Annotated in this window: 15 protein-coding genes; 10 read left to right on the top strand and 5 right to left on the bottom strand. The window is 50.5% G+C overall.

Annotation, left to right across the window (positions count from 1 at the left end; translation table 11 throughout):
• The first annotated feature begins 1 nt into the window (after position 1).
• The 5 genes from DRJ53_RS12650 (at position 2) to DRJ53_RS12630 (ending at position 6,167) form a co-directional block, all read left to right on the top strand.
• Positions 2-1,489 carry a phytoene desaturase family protein gene (locus DRJ53_RS12650; protein WP_114236012.1) on the top strand — a complete coding sequence of 496 codons (1,488 nt, stop codon included), beginning with the start codon at positions 2-4 and terminating at the stop codon, positions 1,487-1,489.
• The gene (locus tag DRJ53_RS12645) at positions 1,449-2,756 is read left to right on the top strand and encodes a YeiH family protein (protein ID WP_114236011.1); all 1,308 of its coding nucleotides are present in this window, start codon (positions 1,449-1,451) and stop codon (positions 2,754-2,756) included. Before DRJ53_RS12650 ends, DRJ53_RS12645 begins: the two co-directional genes overlap by 41 nt.
• Positions 2,757-2,763: 7 nt before the next feature.
• Positions 2,764-3,357, top strand: coding sequence for a c-type cytochrome (locus tag DRJ53_RS12640; protein ID WP_114236010.1), 594 nt, complete (start codon positions 2,764-2,766; stop codon positions 3,355-3,357).
• An 11-nt stretch (positions 3,358-3,368) separates the two neighbouring features.
• On the top strand, positions 3,369-4,625 hold the full coding sequence (gene soxC / locus DRJ53_RS12635; RefSeq protein ID WP_114236009.1) for a sulfite dehydrogenase: 1,257 nt from the start codon (positions 3,369-3,371) through the stop codon (positions 4,623-4,625).
• Between the two features lie 282 nt (positions 4,626-4,907).
• Positions 4,908-6,167, top strand: coding sequence for a serine hydrolase domain-containing protein (locus tag DRJ53_RS12630; RefSeq protein WP_114236008.1), 1,260 nt, complete (start codon positions 4,908-4,910; stop codon positions 6,165-6,167).
• A gap of 121 nt (positions 6,168-6,288) precedes the next feature.
• On the opposite strand, the gene DRJ53_RS12625 is transcribed toward DRJ53_RS12630, so the two are convergent.
• Positions 6,289-7,134 (bottom strand): universal stress protein, encoded by an 846-nt coding sequence (locus DRJ53_RS12625; RefSeq protein WP_114236007.1) that lies wholly within the window; start codon positions 7,132-7,134, stop codon positions 6,289-6,291.
• A 317-nt stretch (positions 7,135-7,451) separates the two neighbouring features.
• Here DRJ53_RS12625 and DRJ53_RS12620 point away from each other — a divergent pair, with 317 nt between their 5' ends.
• On the top strand, positions 7,452-8,213 hold the full coding sequence (locus tag DRJ53_RS12620; RefSeq protein WP_114236006.1) for an SDR family oxidoreductase: 762 nt from the start codon (positions 7,452-7,454) through the stop codon (positions 8,211-8,213).
• Between the two features lie 141 nt (positions 8,214-8,354).
• Positions 8,355-9,965 carry a L,D-transpeptidase family protein gene (locus DRJ53_RS12615; RefSeq protein WP_114236005.1) on the top strand — a complete coding sequence of 537 codons (1,611 nt, stop codon included), beginning with the start codon at positions 8,355-8,357 and terminating at the stop codon, positions 9,963-9,965.
• 23 nt (positions 9,966-9,988) lie between these two features.
• On the opposite strand, the gene DRJ53_RS12610 is transcribed toward DRJ53_RS12615, so the two are convergent.
• Entirely contained in the window at positions 9,989-11,152 is a 1,164-nt protein-coding gene (locus DRJ53_RS12610) for a hypothetical protein (RefSeq protein ID WP_114236004.1), read from the bottom strand.
• Between the two features lie 245 nt (positions 11,153-11,397).
• On the opposite strand from DRJ53_RS12610, the gene DRJ53_RS12605 reads away from it, so the two are divergent.
• On the top strand, positions 11,398-13,287 hold the full coding sequence (locus DRJ53_RS12605) for an ABC transporter ATP-binding protein (protein WP_114236003.1): 1,890 nt from the start codon (positions 11,398-11,400) through the stop codon (positions 13,285-13,287).
• Between the two features lie 152 nt (positions 13,288-13,439).
• Positions 13,440-13,922, top strand: coding sequence for a hypothetical protein (locus tag DRJ53_RS12600; protein ID WP_114236002.1), 483 nt, complete (start codon positions 13,440-13,442; stop codon positions 13,920-13,922).
• A gap of 150 nt (positions 13,923-14,072) precedes the next feature.
• On the opposite strand, the gene DRJ53_RS12595 is transcribed toward DRJ53_RS12600, so the two are convergent.
• From DRJ53_RS12595 to DRJ53_RS12585, 3 genes are all read right to left on the bottom strand, one after another.
• Complete coding sequence (locus tag DRJ53_RS12595) at positions 14,073-17,288, bottom strand: error-prone DNA polymerase (protein ID WP_114236001.1); 3,216 nt, start codon at positions 17,286-17,288, stop codon at positions 14,073-14,075.
• 66 nt (positions 17,289-17,354) lie between these two features.
• Positions 17,355-18,887 carry a Y-family DNA polymerase gene (locus tag DRJ53_RS12590; RefSeq protein ID WP_241558539.1) on the bottom strand — a complete coding sequence of 511 codons (1,533 nt, stop codon included), beginning with the start codon at positions 18,885-18,887 and terminating at the stop codon, positions 17,355-17,357.
• A complete protein-coding gene (locus DRJ53_RS12585; RefSeq protein ID WP_114236000.1) occupies positions 18,859-19,584 on the bottom strand; it encodes an ImuA family protein in 726 nt (241 codons plus the stop codon). Before DRJ53_RS12585 ends, DRJ53_RS12590 begins: the two co-directional genes overlap by 29 nt.
• 672 nt (positions 19,585-20,256) lie before the next feature.
• Here DRJ53_RS12585 and DRJ53_RS12580 point away from each other — a divergent pair.
• Positions 20,257-21,033 (top strand): polysaccharide biosynthesis/export family protein, encoded by a 777-nt coding sequence (locus tag DRJ53_RS12580; RefSeq protein WP_114235999.1) that lies wholly within the window; start codon positions 20,257-20,259, stop codon positions 21,031-21,033.
• Positions 21,034-21,041: the final 8 nt, after the last annotated feature.

Here is a 21,041-nt window from a genome sequence, read left to right as displayed (position 1 = left end):
GATGTCTTTACCCAAAACAGAGTATGATGCAGTAGTAGTGGGATCGGGGCCTAATGGGTTAGCCGCAGCCATTACGCTGCGAGAGGCTGGGCTTTCCGTGTTTTTGATCGAAGGCAAGAAGGAGATTGGCGGCGGGCTTTCCACCCAGGAACTGACCCTGCCCGGTTTTTTGCACGATACCTGCTCGGCCATTCACCCCCTTGCTGCCGGCTCGCCGTTTTTTAAAACCCTTCCGCTGGCAGCGCATGGCCTGCAATTTACCTACCCACAGGTTGCGGCTGCACACCCCTTTGATGATGGCACAGCGGCAATACTGCATGGAAGCGTGGAAGACACGGCGCAATTGTTAGGTGCCGATGCCGACGCCTATCGCAGGCTGATGAATGAAGTAACGGCCCACTGGCCGCTGATCGACCGAGATGTATTGGCGCCCTTGCATTTTCCCGAACACCCCATTGCCATGGCAAGGTTTGGGTTAAAAGCCATCACATCTGCATTGCAGCTTTCCAAACGTTTTAAAACAAGGGAAGCAAGGGGCTTGTGGGCCGGCATGGCAGCACACTCCATTCAGCCCCTTTCCAATTTAACCACATCGGCCATTGGCCTGGTGTTGATGGGCGTGGGGCACTTGCAGGGCTGGCCGGTTCCGTTGGGCGGCTCTCATGCCATTGCCCGGGCGCTGGCTTCTTATTTTGTATCGCTTGGCGGGAAAATAGAAACCGGGCATTTTGTAAAAAGCCTGCAAGCGTTGCCCAGTGCACATGCAGTTTTATTCGACGTTACACCCCGCCAGTTGTTGCAGATTGCAGGTCATCGTTTTTCTTCCATTTACCAATGGCAATTGAACCGCTACCGGTACGGTATGGGCGTATTTAAAATAGATTGGGCGCTGGATGATGCCATTCCATTTACCGCTGAAGGCTGCCGCAATGCAGGCACGGTACATTTGGGTAATACCATTGAAGAAATTGCGGCAGGCGAACAACTGGCTGCAAGGGGTGGCCATCCCGAAAAGCCGTTTGTGCTGCTGGCGCAGCAAAGTTTGTTTGATGCATCCAGGGCGCCAAAAGGCAAGCATACAGCATGGGCTTATTGCCATGTGCCCAATGGCTCCACCAAAGACATGACCGAAGCCATCGAGCAACAAGTGGAACGTTTTGCACCGGGCTTCCGCGACCGCATCATTGGCCGGCATACCATGAACACGGCACAGATGGAAGCGCATAACCCCAACTACATTGGTGGCGATATCAACGGCGGCATTATCGATGCGGGCCAGTTGTTTACCCGCCCCGCGCTGCGTTATTCGCCGTACCGTACCTCGGCAAAAGGTATTTATATCTGCTCTTCCTCAACGCCGCCGGGTGGCGGTGTGCACGGCATGTGCGGCCACCATGCCGCAAAGCAGGCTTTAAAAGATATTTTCAACATACAATTACACCCTTCGCATGCAAACCACCGAACATTTAGTGCAGCCAACGCCGGCTGAACAAGCTCCGTTTACTACTTCCGAAAAACCAGCCCTGCACGAAGACTGGGTGGTAGTGGTGCTCGGGTTTTTAATCATTGGTATTACCCTATTTGGCTTTATACTTCCGATACCCAAATTTGGCTGGAGCAATTCAGAAGAGCTTTTTTCAAAAGTGCTTACCGCTGCCAACCTGGGCATCATCGGGTTGCAGTTTTTGTATGTATTTGCCGTAGCCCTCTTTGGTTCGCTTTTATTGGGTAAGCCGGTTATGCGATCCGTGATCGTGTTTCCGGTAGTGTACCTGCTTACCATCGTAGCCCTCATCATTGCGGGCAGTGCCACCATGAAAAGCCTTAACCTCGAGGCCGTAATTTTTAGTTTGACCATTGGCTTGCTGATCAGCAATTTTTTCCGGCTGCCCGAGTGGTTTCGGTCCACGCTTTCAACCGAGTTGTTTGTAAAAATTGGCCTGGTGCTGTTGGGTACCAGCGTTATATTTTCCGACATTCTTAAAGCCGGTTCTTTAGGGTTGATACAGGCACTGGCCGTGGTGCTTTCGGTTTGGTATTTTGCTTTTTGGTTATGTAAAAAAATGAAGGTGGACGATGAGTTGCGGATGATGATTGCCAGTGCGGTTTCCATCTGCGGCGTGTCGGCAGCCATTGCCACATCGGGTGCCATCAAAGGCGATTCGAAAAAGCTTTCTTACGTTATTTCAATGGTGCTGATCACCGCCATCCCCATGATGATCTTTATGCCTTATATCGCCAACTACTTCAACTTTCCGGAGGAAGTAACCGGCGCATGGCTGGGCGGCAGCATCGATACCACTGGCGCTGTTGTGGCATCGGGAACGCTTGTTGGCGAAACGGCTTTAAAGATCAGTACCATCGTAAAGTTTTCGCAGAACGTGTTGCTGGGGTTGGCGGCATTTGCTATTTCCATTTACTGGACGTACACCAAGCATGCTGCTGCAAAGGATGAAGCCAACAAGCCAACCTTGAAGGTGATCTGGGAACGTTTTCCCAAGTTTGTACTGGGCTTTATTGCCGCATCGCTCTTGTTTTCATTTGCGGTATCGCCAGAAACTTCTGCTGCCGTTAAAGACAGTTTGAAAAACCTGCAGGGGCTTTGGTTTGCGCTGGCATTTACCAGCATTGGCCTTGAAACCAACTTTGCCGACCTGTTTAATCAGAACAGCAAAAAACCGCTGTATGCATTTTTGATTGCGCAGGGTTTCAACATCATTGTTACCCTCATCATTGCCTTTTTGCTGTTTGGATAAATAAGCCATGTATTTACGGAAAAATTTACCGCAGCAGCTTGCAACAGGCCGCCTGCTACCGCTATGCCTTTTGGTGTTGCTCGCCGTTGGTTGCGCTCAAAAAAAGGATGATGCGCAGCCGCTGGCAAATAAACAACTGCCCAGCCGATTTGGCTTTGGCCGGCCCGCAACTGCCGCTCAAATTGCAGCCGTCGATATTGATGTACGCCCCGATGGGCAGGGCCTGCCGCCCGGCTCGGGTACGGTGCCCGAAGGCCGCGCTATTTATGCGACAAAATGTGCCAGCTGCCACGGCGCTACCGGTGTAGAAGGCCCGTACAACCGGCTGGTGAGCAGCGATACTTCAAGAGCAAAAGCCATTGGCAATTACTGGCCCTATGCTACCACGCTGTTCGATTATATCAGGCGGGCCATGCCCTTTAATGCGCCGGGCTCGCTGAGCAATGATGAAGTGTATCACCTTACCGCATACCTGTTGCATGCAAATGGTTTGGTTGCAGCCGACATAGAAATGAATGCAGCTAACCTGCCCAAAGTGGTAATGCCTGCCGAAGACCTGTTTTTTCCCGACGACCGTACCGGCGGTGCCGAAATCCGTTAAGCATTTTTTTTATGAAAATAAAGTCGCAGTTAAATAACCAGCCCGCTGGTAAACAAATAAGCCGCCGCATGCTGCTGGGTGGCATGGCGGCAACAGCCGCAACGGTATTGCTGAAGCAGTCGTCGGGGCAGGTGGTGCAAACCGCTTTAAGTGGCAATCGTTTGCTGCTGCACGACCCCACCAAAGTGCTTGGGCCGATGCCCAGCCAGCTGGGTAGCCGGTCGCCGTATGAGCAACCGCTGCGCAAACCAACTGACACCTCCTCCAGAACGCCCCTGCAGGATCTGTACGGAACCATTACGCCATCCGACCTGCATTTCGAACGCCACCACGGCGGCATTCCGGCCATCGATCCGCAACGCTACGAGCTGCTGATTCACGGCATGGTGGAACGGCCCACAGTTTTTACCCTGGCCGATCTGAAAAGATTTCCCTCGCTTTCCCGCATTTTTTTCCTGGAGTGTTCGGGCAATTTTCGCAGTGGTAAAGAAAAAATGACGCCGCAGGATATTTGCGGGCTTACCAGCCAAAGCGAGTGGACGGGTGTGCTGCTTTCTACGCTGTTTCGCGAAGTGGGCATCCATCCAAAAGCTACTTGGTTTTTGGCCGAAGGCTCCGATGCGGCCGTAATGACGCGAAGCATACCGGTAAATAAAGCCTTGGAAGACGGCATGATTGCATTTGCACAAAACGGCGAAGCGCTGCGTCCGGCGCAGGGCTACCCGGCACGCCTGCTGCTGCCCGGCTGGGAAGGCAATACCAGTGTAAAATGGATCCGCCGCATTGAAGTATCCGACCAGCCTTTTATGACCCGCGAGGAAACCTCCAAATACACCGAACAGGTAGGCGATAAAGTGCGGCAGTTTAGTTTTGTGATGGATGCCCGTTCGGTCATTACTTTTCCAACCTACCCGGCTGTAGTTCAAAAAGGCTGGATCGAGATCAGGGGCATTGCCTGGAGTGGCCGCGGAAAAATTGCAAAGGTGGAGATCAGCACCGATGCCGGTAAAACTTGGCAGCCGGCACAACTGGGTGGACCGGTTTTAGATAAAGCGCATACTGCTTTCCGTTATTTATGGCTATGGGATGGAAAGGCAACTGAAATAATGAGCCGCGCTGTGGATGAAACCGGGTACACGCAGCCAACGCTGGCACAGCTCAAAAAAGCCAGGGGAAACAACATGGGTGGCTATCATCTAAATTCCATCATTGCGTGGCAGATTAAAAGTGATGGGAGCGTGCTATTGGTGCCGGAAAACACCCGGTAGCCATCCAGGTAGGTCGATGTTTTAAAATATCAATCGTTCTTTTTGTCTTGATAAATCAACTAAGCCGCTCACTATATTTTTCAACAACATAGTTTTTTACAGCGGTTCGTTTTAGTCAGTCGATTTTTTATTCCAATTTCACAGGACTTAGACCAAAGTGCAGTTTCAGCGGTACACCGTTTTAATTTTTGTACATTCAATGGCGATATAAATGCCTGCTGTAAAGAAAAATTTGCAGCCATATGTTTGATTTCTTTCGATTGCAAAAATCATAAAACCATAATGAAACCTGCCATTGCATTATTACTGCCGTTGTTGATCGCTGAATTTGCCCAGCCGGCAATTGCACAAAGCCAGCAAAAAACCGTTGTTGATGCCACTGCAAAATCCCGCATCGATGCGGCGCTGAAATCATTTGTCGACTCGGGCCAGATTGCCGGTGTGTCTGCCCTGGTGTATGAAAAAGGCAAGGAAGTTTATTTCAATGCATTTGGATATGCCGATGCTGCAACAAAGCGGCCGATGGATCGCAACACCATTACCCGAATTTATTCCATGACCAAGCCCATAACCGGCGTGGCCTTGATGCAACTGTACGAAAAAGGCTTGTTCCAACTAGATGATCCACTTTCAAAATATGCGCCGGAGTTTGCCAACATGCAGGTGTACAAAGGCACAGATGCTTCGGGCAACATAATACTGGAGCCTGCGAAAAGGCCGATCACCATCCGCGATATTACCCGCCACACGGCCGGTTTTGCACCCGGCATCGATCACCCAGTGCTCAACCCGCTGGTGGCAAAAGCGGATGTGTTTAACCCAAATAATACGCTGACTGAAATGGCCAAACGGCTGGCGAGCCTGCCGCTCTTATTTCATCCCGGCGACCAGTGGGGTTATGGCGCTTCGGTAGATGTGCAGGCTTACCTGGTGGAAAAGCTTTCCGGAAAGCCATTTGACCAATACCTGGCTGCAAATATTTTTAAGCCGCTGGGCATGAACAACACAGGATATGTGTTGGCGCCAGCCGACCGAAACCGCTTTGCAGCTTTGTATCAACGGGATGCAACCGGCAAGGCATCGGCCATTTCGATGGGCGATAACGAGTTTAATATTAAAGACCGTGCGCTGAAGCCCGGTGGCTTTGGGCTTATATCAACAGTGGATGATTATATGAAGTTTGCCCGTATGTTGCTCAACAAAGGCAAGTTCAATAACGCCACCATTTTGAAACCGCAAACGGTGCAGCTTATGGCTACTTCCCATTTGTCCGACACCGTTTCGCAACGCATGTGGCTGCCATCGAAAGGGCAGGTGGGTTTTGGGATCGATTTTGCGGTGCGTACCAGGCCGCCCGCATCTGCTGCGGAAAACAACGGCGTAGTAGGTGAATTTTTCTGGGATGGCGCTGCCAGTACGTTGTTTTGGGTTGACCCGGTAAATGAGTTGACCGCCGTATTGTTTGTGCAGGTGATGCCGTTTTATGGCGGCTTGCACAAAGCTTTTCGCGATGCGGTGTACGGGCCGTATAAGCAGCAGTAGGGACAAGTTCACAAGTTCACGGGTTCACAAGTTTGCGAGTTCTTTAAACCAACTCGTGAACCTGTGAACCCGTGAACTTTTTAACACACTTGCGACTGCACATTAACCCGCCAACAGCCTCCTACACCGATGCGTGAATGGCCATGAGCGGAACCGCGGCGTGGTAGCTCATTTTGCGGGTAAGGCTTTGCCGAAACAGTTGTTGCATTTTGTTTCGTTTGTGTGTGATCATCACCAGCAGGTTAATGTTGTGTGCATTAATGTATTCCTGGATCGCATCTTCAAATGCATTGCCGCCAATATGTACTGTTGTTACCGGTGTTTGCGGATGGGCTTCCTGCAATTGCGCCACGATCCTCGACATACCGCGGCCCTTTTCCAAAACGGCTGCACCCTCTTCATCAAAGTCAGAGAACACTACCGCATGCACGTCTGAGTGAAATGATGTTGCCAGGTCGAATGCAGGCTGCAATACAGCGGTTTTTTCCTGCGGATTATTGAGCGCCAGCAACACCCGTTTGGGTTCCATCCATTCGTATGCATGCGGTACCGCAATAACCGGCACAGGGCTCGCCGACAGTAGTTCGGCAGTGAGTGAGCCAAAAATTTTATTGTGCAAAGCAGAACTGCCCAGCGTACCCATTACAATCAGGTCGACCTTGTTTTGGGCGGTTGCATCCAACACAGATGCGACAACCGGGCCATCGTACAATCTAGTGGCAACTGGTACCTGTGTAGACGCGGTTGTTTGTGCCTTCAAAGCTTTTAGCTGCGCACTGGCATTGGACTGGATGGATTTATTATAATCCGCAATCAGTGCCTTTCGCGATTGATGTTCTTCGCCCAGCAGATCGCAGGCATGCAGCAAAATAATTTCAGCACCCATTTTTTGTGCAAGGCATGCTGCGTATTCCAGCGCTTTGCCGGCACAGGGCGAAAAATCGGTGGGGACAAGAATACGCTTCATATCTGTAAATTTTGGTACACTACAATTTGCCTCTTTTTTGTTGCATTTTTACTGACAAAGCTCAGGGATTTCAGCGGTGCATTCGATTAGAAAGATTATCATGTAGGCTGCGGTTTCTTGCCATTGTTATTCGGCTGTTTAGTAGCAATTTTTTGCGCTTGGTTCTTCTGCTATAAACTGCTGTGGTTGCGGGTTTGGTGCGCCGTTGGTTGCGTTCTTATCTACTTGCGTTAAAACTATCCTGCGTCATGGTGGTAGCTGTTTGCCATCATGGAAAAATTTCAATTGGCGCACTATATTTCAACAAATCCTTTCTTATGGAAAAGATATTCGCGAACAAAGTAGCCATTGTTACCGGCGGCAGCTTTGGTATTGGTCGTGCCACTGCCATTGCATTTGCACAGCGGGGTGCACGGGTAGTGGTTGCCGACTGGGTTGAAGATCCTGAAGGAGTAACCATGCGCAGCATCACGGAGCTTGGCGGAGCAGCTATTTTTATACAAACGGATGTATCTAACGCCGCAGCCGTGCATGCAATGATAGAACAAACAATCGCATCATTTGGTCAAATTGATTTTGCATTCAATAATGCCGGGATAGAAGGCGCCACAGCGCCGGTGCACGAATGCAGCGAAGAAAACTGGGACAAAACAATCGGGGTTAACCTCAAAGGAACCTGGTTGTGTATGAGGGAAGAACTGTTGCACATGCGGAAAGCGGGAAGTGGCGTGATCGTCAACTGCGCTTCGGTGGCCGGTTTGACCGGGTTTGCAGGTTTGCCTGCCTATGTGGCCAGCAAGCATGCACTGATCGGCCTCACCAAAACTGCGGCACTCGAAAATGCAAAAGATGGGATCCGGGTGAATGCTGTTTGCCCAGGCGTGATCCACACGGAAATGATTGACCGGATTACCGGGCAGGACAAGGAAGTGGAAAAGCAATTTGTGGCAATGGAACCAGTTGGTCGAATGGGGCAGCCTAATGAAGTGGCACAGGCGGTGATCTGGCTTTGTTCCGATGGGGCTTCATTTGTTACCGGCCATGCCCTGACCGTGGATGGCGGTTTTACGGCAGGGTAAAAAATGATAATGATTCGTATCAATATTTTTTGAATGACCCAATTGCATCGACGGTAATTTGAATAGCGGAAGTGAAGCAATGTTTTTCTAGTTAACGAATACCCGACAGTTCATTCCAACAGTTACCATAAATATCTAGCAATGAACCGATTGTTTCAATATGTTGCTTTGCTTTTGTTCAACACTTTGGTGTTGCAGGCAAAAGCGCAATTGAGTCCGGCGCTGTTGCGTGGTTTGTTACAGGATTCGTCGTTTGTTGCTAACGCAGGTATGCAACATGCGCAACTGGTGCAGCAATTTTATGGGCAAACCGATTACAAAATTGCATGGATGAACAACGCCGGCTTAAAGCACCGCCAGGTATTGCTTCGGGATGTGCAACTTGCCGGCGACCTGGGATTGGAAACATCTAATTACAGGCTGCAACCACCTGCTTCATTTGCAACTGGTGCCCCAATGAAAAACATGTTGGATTCCGCAACCACTGAGTTGTTGCTAACAGATGCCGCGCTGCATTTTTATGGTGATGTTCGATACGGAAGTCAGTTGCCTTCTTTCAATTTTGATGGCATAAAATATAAGCCGGATAGAACACCAATGGTAGCCTTACTGTCTGCAAGTATTGCTAAGGACGATCTTACCCATTTTTTAGCGGCTGCAGAACCAGCGGACGTTGCTTATGTTGGCTTGAAACAATGGTTGCGCTACTTCAACGCACTAATACGGCACTCAGATTTTTCGGAAGTAACGATCAGTGCAAAAAACAGCGATGGTTCCAACAAAGCTTTGGTGGAAAAACTGATGCAGCTCCGAATACTTGACTCAGCCAGCGCAATAAATTTTGAGGGTTCGTTAGCTCCAAAAATAAAAGTAGCACAGGCGTTGCTTGGGCTGCAGCCTGATGGCGTGCTGGGGCCGTCGACGCTGCGGGCAATGAACGTTCCCATCCAGCAACGGATTGAGGCGATCAAAGTAGCACTAAACTATATGCGATGGATGGGGAGCATGCAACACCGCAATCCGCATATTGTTGTAAACCTGCCATCAGCCAGTTTGCAATTGTACCAAAATGGGAAGCCGGTTTTTGATTCAAAAATTATTGCGGGCAAGCCCAATACGCCAACGCCAGCATTGAGCAGCACCATCACCGAAGTAATTTTATATCCCTATTGGACCGTGCCGCAGAGCATTGCCACAAAAGAGTTGCTGCCAAAAATTAAACGCAACATTTCTTACCTCGAACAAAACAATTTCCAGGTACTGAACCGGCAGGGAAAGCTGCTAGACCCGCACAGCATCAACTGGCAATCGTTAAGCACAGCCAACTTTCCATACACCATCCGGCAGTCAACAGGCTGCGATAACTCGTTGGGCCTTGTCAAGTTGAATTTCGCTAACCCTTTTTCGGTTTACCTGCACGATACGCCGGCCAAAACTTTATTCAGCACCTACCGTCGTTTTTATAGCCATGGTTGTGTTCGCGTGGCAAGGGCTGCCGAACTCGCCGCACTGGTGGCAAAAGAGCACAGGTTTCAAATCGATTCCGTTTTAAATGCGGGCTGCCTGCACCAGCAGCAGCCAATTGTTTTAGCTGCCAGCCAGCCGATGAATGTATATATTATTTACAGCACCGTTTGGTTTGATGTAGACGGACGCATCACATTCTACGACGATGTGTACAACAAACTGAAAGCACCCGCTTCATCGTTGAATACCGCGGTATTTAATGCCAATGCAGGTGCTGTTCGCTAGGCTTCTAGAAAAATGTTTGCCAGTTACATACTCAATTTGTCCATACGCAGCGTGGTGCTGGCTGGCGTGTAGCCCCTTACTTTGAACACCTGCCGGTTGGGCGGAAGAAAATCACGTTCGCCGCCGCGGCGTGTGTAAATGGCAATGGCACCGCCACCGCCCGGGGCGCCAATAAATGGCGGCGGGTAGGCTTTTACAATGGCGATATCGCTCATAGGAATGTTGGCAATCTGCTGCGCCGAGGTCCTTACTTCATCCAGGAAAAAATTAACCGGATCGCCGCGCCAACGGGCCATGCCGCCATTGAATCCGGCCGGTGTTATCTGCAAGCCCGCCACACGGCCCTGCAGGTAGGAAAAAATATTGTAAAAGCCCAAAGCGCTGGGATCATCTATAATGCTCACAATGCGTTCGTTGCCCGATCGGAACAAGCCGCTCACATATTCCTCATCAAACTGCTCGGCCCTGCTTTTGGCAGTGGCACGCACTACTACAGCGGGCAACGTGGTGCCCTGGTCGGCAAAAAGATTTTGTGGCGCTTCAAGGGTTTGTCCCAGGTTGGCCTGTGCCGATGCCGGCGGGTTGCCTACATAAAAACTGCGGCCTGCTACTGCCAGCGGCACAAAGCTCGAATCGAGCTGGGTGCTGATGCGGATATCGAGCAGTTGCTTATTGTTTTCCCTTCCGGAAAAGGCCATCAATGCATTTTCTTCAAACAACCAGTTGCCAATGGAAAAGCTGCCGTCCTGCGCCACGGGCACTGCCTGCTCGGCCCATTCGCCGGTTTTGGTGAGGAGCATGGCCTGGATCTGGCCACCGTGCCGGCCATCTCGCACTTTGCCCACCACTTCAAAAAAGCGGGGCTGCAAACCTGCAAACAGGGTGTATTTGCCGCGGGGCAACGAGTCGGACAGGTACAGGGCGCCGCTGGCCTGTCCTTCGATCATAGGCCAGCGCAGCCGGGTACGCATGCCCTGCTCGTTTTCAATAACCAGTTCCAGCGTGGCCAGTGTAGGGTTGCCCAATTGGCCGCTGCTGTCCCGGTAATCGGCGAGGAGCAGGAGCGAATCGCCGGGTTGAAAAATGGCCTTATTCAGTTGAATATTGAGTCCGCCTTTCCCCTGTTGTGCACCCAACGAAACGGTCAGCACCAAACAGGCGGCAAGGGCTAAAAGCATCTTGTTCATGCCAATCTATTGAGCAATATTGACGCCAGTAGCAGCGGCAATCCTCCAAAAGAAAGATAAAGTTGTGGTGCGGTACTGGTGTGGATTTAATGATTAAAATGGGGCTGTTTGTTTAAACAAAAGACAATTGACCCATAAACTGGAAGCTGGAATTACATAGTTATGTCCGCCGCACTTTTTTAAATGAAACACGATCCAGGTAATCCGCCGCTGCACCCGATCTTTGCCGTCCAATTACAGAATTTATGGCAAACAGCAGGCGCACCAGGGGTGGCAACAACGAACCGGATCGGCCGAAAGTGAAAATTTCGAAGGAGCGGCTGCGCGAAGCAATGGACCTGTTTGCCTACCTCAGGCCCTACCGCGGCAAGTTTATCCTGAGCCTTGTATTCATTGCGCTGTCGGCATTTTCTACCAGTTTGTTTCCTTTTTTGCTGGGCAAAATGATCGACGCCGTGGCGCCGGGAACGGCAGCCATTCCTGGCGGCAATGCCCTCGGCAATACATCATTTGGCACCGAACTGAAAAACCTGCGGCTTGATTTAAATACCATCCTGCTGCTCATATTTGTGCAGCTATCGCTGCAGGCAGTTTTTTCGTTTATGCGGGTGTACCTACTCACCGATGTTGGGGAGCGGTCGCTGGCCGATATGCGCAAGGATGTGTACAGTAAACTACTGAGTATGCCCATGCATTTTTTTGCCGAAAAACGGGTGGGCGAATTAAGCAACCGCCTTTCGTCCGACCTGTCGCAGATCCAGGATGCTATTTCGTTTACGCTGGCCGAATTCCTCCGCGGCATTTTTACCCTCATCATTGGGCTGATGTTTATTTTCTGGATCAGCGCCCGGCTTTCGTTGTTGATGCTGGCCGTGGTACCCGTCATTGCCGTGCTGGCCGTCGTGTTTGGCATGCGCATCCGCAAAATGGCCCGCAGGGCGCAGGATCAGTTGGCGGAAAGCGGCACCATTGTGCAGGAAACCTTCCAGGGAATTTCCATTGTAAAAGCATTTACCGGTGAATACTATGAAACGAGCCGGTATGTAAAAAGCTTGTCGGCGGTGGTGCAAACGGCCATCACCAATGCCCGGTACCGCGGCGCTTTTGTGTCATTTATGATCTTCAGCGTGTTTGGCGCTATTGCGGGGGTAATGTGGTATGGCGCTACGCTGATCCAAACAGGTGAACTGACTATGGGATCGCTCACCATGTTTGTGATCTTTTCGATGTTTGTGGGCGGTACGTTTGCCGGCTTTGCCGATATGTTTTCGCAGCTGCAAAAAACACTGGGCGCCACGCAAAGCATCCGCGAAATACTGCGCGGCGAAGGCGAGTCAGTGGAGCTGCAATCGGTGCAGGTAACGCCTGAATACGGGATCAAGGGCGAGGTGCAGTTTGAGCATGTTTCGTTCAGCTATCCCGGGCGAAAAGATGTGCCCGTGTTGCGTGATATTTCGCTGCATGCAGCACCCGGCGAACAGGTGGCATTGGTAGGTCCAAGCGGTGCGGGCAAAAGCACCCTGGCATCCCTGTTGCTCCGGTTTTACGAGTTGGACAACGGATCGCTGTACCTCGATGGTAAGCCCATTACTGCTATCCCGTTGACGCAGCTGCGCAAGCAAATGGCGTTTGTGCCGCAGGAGGTCATTCTTTTTGGCGGTACTATTAGAGAAAATATCGCCTACGGCAAACCGGGAGCAACCGATGAAGAAATTATAGCTGCGGCCCGAAGTGCCAATGCACACGAATTCATCACCGCTTTCCCAGAGCAATACAACACCGTGGTAGGAGAGCGGGGTATTAAATTGAGTGGCGGACAGCGCCAACGCATTGCCATTGCCCGTGCTATTTTGAAAGATCCGGCTATTTTGATCCTTGACGAGGCCACATCATCGCTGGACAGCGAAAGCGAGCAACTGGTGCAGCAGGCATTAGACAACCTGATGAAAGGCCGCACTTCATTTGTCATTGCGCACCGGCTTTCCACCATCCGCAAAGCAGATCAAATTGTGGTGATCGATAAAGGAACAGTGTTGGAGCAGGGCTCGCATGAGCAATTGATGAAAGCCGGTGGGTTGTACCGAAAATTGATTGATATGCAGTTTGAGTTTGGTAAAGATGATTTGATGCTGTGATTGATGGGTGTTGATCGTTGCAAATTGTTTTGTTGGCGGCACTGGGTTATGTAATGCCAGCAGGTATTGTTATGTATATTGATGGTTAGTTGCCAGACGCAATGAAAAGGATACTTTATAAATCTAAAAGGTATTATACGCAACAGTGATAAATGAAGCTTATTAAACGACTATATAACTTACTGTTTAAGACAACTGACAAACCAATTGATGTAGTTGTAAGTGAAATAAAGGTTGCTCCAAAGCATGATAAAGTTGCTCATTTCAACAAGTTGGCACCACAGCTATTCGGCGATCGACTAAAAGAACTGGGTTATGAGTTAAAAAATATTGAAGAATCGGTACACAATGGCGTTCTATGGTCGACACATCACTATTATGTGAACGACCAGCTTAACTTAACGCTTGATATGCAACAGGCACCTTATTATACTGATTATGGCTTTTCCATATTCCTTTTTCATACTGGTGTACAAGACCACAAACTTATTTGCCATGTTCCGCATGAACTTCAAGACAGCGAGGATAAATTTTTAATAATCATGCGTGACAAGTTCTTTTCTGACTCAGAAATTTTATCGTTGCTCAGAGGGGAAGTTTGGCAACCTATCAATCATCTTCGTTACACTGAATGAATGCAGCAGCCACAAGGTTTTTATATACTTTAGGTAGGGGCTGAAAGATTGACATTGCCACATAAATGCGAATCACCGCTACTTTTGCTGTGGTATTTCAAATTGCAAGCGGGTTTATGTAGTAAAGAACTGTAAAAGCAATGCGGCTTTTTACCTAAAATTCCTTGCATCGCCAAACAGGTTTTGCTGCACTGCTTTTGGTTGCTGGTCCGACAGCAGTGATTTTTCATCGGCGCGGGAAAGTGTTTGCACAGCTGTCGCCTGGTTGGTGCCCGGCGCAAGGCGCCGCAGCAAAGCCGACATATCATAACAGGCCTGCACCAGCACATGAATCACGATGCCTTCCACTTGCAGCGTGCCTTCCACCATGATCAGCCGTGCATGCAAAATGGCCTTTCGGTATTGCTCCACCACGTTTGGGAAAATAACCAGGTTTGCAAAGCCCGTTTCATCTTCAGTGGTCATAAACCAGATGCCTTTGGCGGTGCCCGGCCGCTGCCGCACCAGCACCAGCCCGGCCACTTTTACTGGCTGCCCGTTTTGTAAACCGGCCAGGTCGGCTGCGGGTGTTACGTGCAGCTGCGACAATTGTTGTCTTAAAAAATGAACCGGGTGCGCCTTTAGCGAAAGCGATGTTGTTGCATAATCATACACTACATGCTCGGATGGCTGCATCGTTGGCAAGTCCGTTTGCTCGCCAATAGCGTCGGGTGGCGTTTGCCCCGCAAAAAGCGCTTGGGGCCGGTCTTTGGTGCTTACTTCCCACAGCGCCTGGCGCCGGTCCAGGCCAATGGAACGAAAAGCATCCGCATCGGCAAGGCGCTCCAGTGCTGCATCCGAAACACCAGCATCGCGCAGGCTATTGATGCTGGTATAAGGTTGTGTTCTGCCGGCAAGCAACACGGCAATGTCTTCGGCCCGCATGCCTTTTACCTGGCGAAAACCAAGGCGCAGTGTTTTAAAATTTGTTCCGTTTGTTGTTGGCTCCAGTTGGTTGTCCCAGGTGGAGTGGTTGATGTCAATGGGCAGGATGGGCACACCGTGCTTGCGGGCATCCTGTACAATTTGTGCCGGCTGGTAAAAACCCATGGGCATGCTGTTAAGCAATGCGCAGGCAAATACATCGGGGTAATGACATTTGAGCCAACTGGATACATACACCAGCAACGCAAATGAAGCTGCATGGCTTTCCGGGAAGCCGTACGATCCAAAACCTTCCAGTTGTTTAAAAACCTGCTGCGCATAATCTTCGGCATACCCGTTTTTGACCATGCCCGCAACCAGTTTCTCCCTGAACTTAGATACAACGCCCTGCGCCTTGAACGTGGCCATGCTGCGCCGCAGTTCGTCGGCTTCGGCCGGCGAAAAACCTGCAGCCACAATAGCGATCTTCATGGCCTGCTCCTGGAACAGCGGCACACCCAGCGTACGGTGCAGGATCGCTTCCAATTCTTTGGAAGGATAAGTAACCGCTTCTTCATTGTTGCGGCGGCGCAGGTAGGGGTGCACCATGTTTCCCTGAATGGGACCGGGCCGCACAATGGCCACTTCAATTACCAGGTCGTAAAACTCTTTGGGCTTGAGTCGCGGCAGCATGGTTTGCTGGGCACGGCTTTCAATCTGGAACACACCAATGGTGTCGGCCCGGCAGATCATTTCATACACGGCCGGGTCTTCCTGCGGAATATTGGCCAGCGTATGGTCTTCGTGGTAATGCTGTTTGGTGAGGTCAAATGCTTTGCGGATGCAGGTAAGCATGCCCAGTGCCAACACGTCAATTTTCATAAATCCCAAAACATCAATATCATCTTTGTTCCACTCAATACAGGTACGGCCGGGCATGCGTGCATTCAGTACCGGGCACAGCTCGGTGAGCTTTCCATTAGTAATAACAAAGCCGCCCGTGTGCTGCCCCAGTTGGCGTGGAAAACCAATCAACTGCTGCGTTAGCTGTAGCACTTTGCGCAGGTGCTTGTCGGACGGGTCCAGCCCCAGTTCGCGAATGCTTCCTTCATCGAGGCCTTCGTTACTGTAATGATGCGGGATGGCGCCTGCAAGCCGGCCCACTACATCCAGCGACAGGCCCATGGCTTTGCCCACATCGCGGATGGCACCTTTGCCATGTTGCTGCGTAACGGTAGCAACAATTGCGGCACGGTCGCGGCCATATTTTTCATAAATGTATTGTATCACTTCCTCGCGGCGTTCGTGTTCAAAATCCACGTCAATATCTGGCGGCTCGTTGCGGGCCATCGAAACAAAACGTTCAAACAAGAGGTCAAAATGCTCGGGGTTTACCGATGTGATGCCCAGGCAAAAACAAATAGTGGAGTTGGCCGCCGAGCCGCGGCCCTGGCAAAGAATGCCGCGGCTGCGGGCAAAGCGCACAATATCATACACCGTTAAAAAATACGCGGCGTAATTTACCTGCTCAATAAAATGCAGCTCGTATTGTATGGCGTTTGCGGTTTTTGTAGGAATAGGATCGCCGAATATTTCTCTTGCACCTTGCAGGGCTAAATGGGAGAGCTCCGCAATGGGGCTACGGCCCTCCGTTGTTATTTCCTCGGGGTATTCGTATTGCAATTCGTCCAGCGAAAAAGTGCAGGCCGCCGCTATAGCATTGGAGTGTTCAATGGCTTCAGGGTAGTGCAGAAACAGGCGCTCCATTTCTGCTGCCGGCTTGAGGTAACGTTCGGCGTTGGGCAGCAACCTGTAGCCGGCATTGTAAATGGTGCACCCCTCGCGAATGCAGGTCAGCACATCCTGCAACTGCCTGCGTTCGGGTATGTGGTAATGCACATCGTTGGTGGCTGCCAACGGGATGTTCAGTTGTGCCGACAATTGCGCCAGCTGATACAATTGTTTGCTGTCATCGCCATTATAGCGCCTCGCGGCAGCAAGCGATAGATTAGTTCCAAACGCTTCTTTATATTCCTGCAATGCGTTTTCAAATGCGCTATCAAACCTGAAATCCTCATCCAGTTTTTCCGGCGGCACCACCATCAATTGCATGCCCGCAGCATAGTGATACACATCGTTTTTATACAGCTTGCAATCGCCTTTTTCGGTACGCAGGTTGCCGGTTGAAAGCAGTGTGCACAAACGTGCATAAGCCTGCTGGTGCATGGGGTAAGCCAGCAGCGAAGGACCATCCTGCAGATCGAGGCGGCAACCGGGAATGAGCCGGATGCCTGCTTTTTTTGCAGCGGCATGGGCCCGCACAATGCCTGCCAGTGTATTGCGGTCGGTAATAGCAAAAGCAGTGTGCCCCAGGCTTGCGGCCTGCAGCGCCAACTCGTCGGGGTGCGATGCGCCAAGGAGAAAAGTAAAGTTGGATGTGATCTGGAGTTCGGCGTACTGCATGTTTTTTTTATATAGGTAAATGCAATGGCTTACGACTGATTTAAGTTTGTTGTATCACGGTGTTGCTTATGCGAAATATCCGTGCAGGAACCACTGATGCGATCGATCCGCCGTGTAATGCCCCAGCCTGAAGAGCCAGTAGCGGCAGCCCTCTTCGTCTTCAACACAGTAATAGTCGCGGTGCTCGCCTTCCTGTATCCACCATTCCTGTTCAATCCGTTCCGGGCCATCTGCTTTTACTATTTTGTGCAGGCGCCCTTTATGGCGGAACAGCATCGGCGGGTAATCGGGGATGGGTGCTGCCACCTCCACAGGCTCTGGTGGCGACAGCAGCTGCAGCGGCCTGGGCTTGTCGGTTTTCCAAACCGCATCCGGTGCGGCTGCAAAAAGCGGTGCCTGTTTAAACGACCGCTCTGGCCAATAATGCTCGGCGGGCAGGTAACGGCTGATGACATCTGCTCCCAGCCTGGTTGTAATCCTATCGAATAGTTCGGCCAGTTGCGGGTCATTTACACCCATGCCAGCCTCCCAAATACTTTCCTGCAGCGGCGTTTCCACTTCTGTTTTGGTGGCTTCCAGTACAAACAACTCGATGCCTTCGCCTGGCTCCAGGGTCTCCAGTTTCAGGCTGAATAGGTAAAACAGGTGTGCTTCGTTATGAGCCGGGCGGCTGGTAGTTATTTCAATGCCTCTTGTTTGGCTATCGGTGCGGTAACACCTGAAATAAGCGGCCCGCAAACCTTTTCCCTCTTTGCGCAGGCGGTTGCACAAAGGGGCCAGCAGGTTGTGCAGCGCCACTTCAATGCCGCCGCGGGTACGGATTGGCTCTATTGTGGGCAGGCGTTCCTGGAAAGGCTCAGGTGGGTACACGGGTTGTATGCTTTCTTGCTCCGTGCCCAATGCTTGCTGCAATCTTTGGATGATCTGTAGGCCAAAGCGGCGGCGCAGGGTGGCGTGCGGCATGGCTATAAAATCGCCAACCTGCCGCAGCCCCAGTTTTGTGAGCCGGTCGATGGTGGCCGCATCAAGCCGCAATGCTGCTGCGGGCAAGGTTTTCAGTGCCGCGGCTTCAGCTCCGTTTTGCATAATCATATTGGCTTTGCCAAAACGTGCCAGTGCCCATGCAGTGCCAAGCGTGCCGGCCATAGCTACACGTGCAGTATAACCCCGTGCAGCCAAGCGGTTAGTGATGGCCGCCAGGTAAGCATCTTCGCCGCCCCACAGGTGTGCACAGCCGGTAGCATCAAGCAACACGCCTGCGGGCGGATCGGGGGAGGCAACAGGGGTAAAGCGGACACACCATTCGGCGGCACGCTGTAACAGTTGGCCCGCCAGGTTTGGTTTTTCATCCAGCACTTCCAGGCCGGGAAAAATGGCCCGCGCATCGGCCAGCAGCATGCCTGCATGTACGCCTTTTTGCTGTGCCAGCAAGTTGGCTGCAGCCACCACCATGCGGCCATGCACAACCGATTTTAGCACAAATGGCTGTTGCCGCAGCTGTGGCTGCAACAGTGCAAACCAGTCGGTGGCCAGGTGCGGAAACCATATGGAAACAAAACGCCTGCCCATTTTATACCGCCTTTTTTTGTACAGCGCCATTGATAACGGCGAGTTTAGATGGGTGACGGAAACGGCCGTTGCGCCATTCCAGTTCCCATGTGCCGGGCTTACCGTTGCGTACTTTAAGCAACTCTGCCCGCCAGCGGGGATGGCCCACGCCGGGCATGCCGGCCTCGGGGATGCTGGGCAGCGGCGTTACCTGCCAGCGGGTAACAGAGGCTGTTGTGGTGTTGGCATTGCCGGTGCGCAATAAAAAGCAGGCAACGCCGCTTTTTTCGACAGCCAGTTGCAGGCGCCTGCTGCTGGTGAAATCGAGGTGTTGAATTTCGCCGACCACTGCCGTGAGAACGGTACATTTTAATGCTTCCTCTATGGCCCAAAGCACCTGTTTGGCATTGCTCAGGTGTATGAAAAATATTTGGTGCGGGTTGATGCCAAACAATTTGAGCGCAGGTGGAAACAGCCTGCGCCGCGAACCAACCCAAAGGCAAATGCCTCCTTTTTTGATGGCCGATGACAGCAATCCCGAAATGAAGCCTGACGAAGTAGCCATGCTTGCCGCACCGGGACAAATAAATTCATGTACCGATTTAAAAGGAAAAGCCGCGTTGGGCATCGACCGGTTGATCGGCCCCAGCCCCAAGTTGTCGGGTACAGCGGATGGCGCTGCCCTATAGCCCTGGAGTGAGGCGATGTCCTGCCTGAGGCGGGAAAGTATTTCCGTTTTCTGGTACATGTTGGCGGTGTTAGTAAACAGTGCAATTTTACTAAAAAATTTAGCAAAATAGGTGCCTGATTTATAACTTGGACCAACACCCGAATTTTGATGTGTGTATTATAAGTGTTCCGTATTGAAATAATCAGAACCAATACTAACTCCAATTTGTTGCAGCTATTGCAGCGTTATTAATTGCCTGGTTTGATGTACTGTGCTATTGAGAAAAATAATAAAGAGTAGAATTATCTAACTATTACAGCTATGGCTTTTTCTTTTTAGCGAAAACGATATGACCCAAAAAAGCGATGGCAGGTAAAAGCCTTATGAATGCTGTGTTTTGCCCGGTTATGCTCTTGAGCAGCTACCTATAGGTGGATGGTGTTAGATATATGCAGTTCGTTGAAGCGCACATATTATGCTCGAATTTCCTTTTGGTTGAATAATAGTATTCAATTGATCTGCTGAAAATATTGGATGATATTTTTGTTCATTGAAAGGCCATTGAACAAGCAAAGATTTACTCTGTATAATGGTATTGAATCAAAACAACTTTTGTTTTCAATTCAACAGATTCTTTTTTATCTCTTTCATTTGAAGGCTTGCATCTTTCCTAAGCTAAAAAAATAATTTTTTAGAGGCAAAATGTATTCGCGTATTATCTTTCATTAACATTTTCCAAACGTCTACTGAATGATAAAGTGGTTGGTTTTCTTGATTTTATGCTCGTCTTTGTTTTATTCGTGTGCCAGCACACAAAAGGTGAGATATTTTAATACCCTGGCCGACTCTACAGTTTTCCAAACAAATGCTATTCCAGATCAGGCAATAAATGCGCATGACCTACTCGGCATCTCGATAAGTAGTATAAATACAGAAGCTTCGGCGATTTTTAACCAGCCCAATCAGTCAAACGTGCAAACCACCACGGAAACTGGCGGAACGCTGAGGCCGGCTGGCTATCTCGTTGGCCCAGATGGAAAAATTCGCTTTCCTATGTTGGGCGCTGTTCAGGCAGGTGGACTTACAAAAAGGCAGTTGCAGGAAAACATCAGGCTGGCATTGGTGGAACGCAAATTGCTGGTCGATCCCATTGTAGAGGTCCGGCTTTTGAATTTTAAAGTTACCGTGCTGGGAGAGGTGGCCCGACCTACGGTAATTACGGTGGCCAATGACAAAATAACACTGTTGGAAGCGCTTGGGCTTGCCGGCGATATTACTATTTACGGCATGCGTAACAATGTTCTGGTGATAAGGGAGAACGGAGTAAACAAGCTGTCACAAAGAATAGATTTAAATTCTACCGAACTGCTTAATTCGGAATATTATTATTTACAAAGCAATGATGTGGTATATGTGCAACCAAACAAGGCCCGCGCAGCTACTGCCACCCGTGTAACGCAATTGCTGCCGGTTATTATTAGTGGCCTTACGGCCTCTGTTTTAATCTTAGATCGCTTATTCAGGTAACAACTGCA

Origin of the sequence: Paracnuella aquatica (assembly GCF_003332885.2) — a bacterium.
Classification (GTDB): domain Bacteria; phylum Bacteroidota; class Bacteroidia; order Chitinophagales; family Chitinophagaceae; genus Flavisolibacter; species Flavisolibacter aquaticus.
The sequence above is the reverse complement of the archived record's forward strand: the minus strand, read 5'-3'. Positions and strand labels throughout refer to the sequence as shown.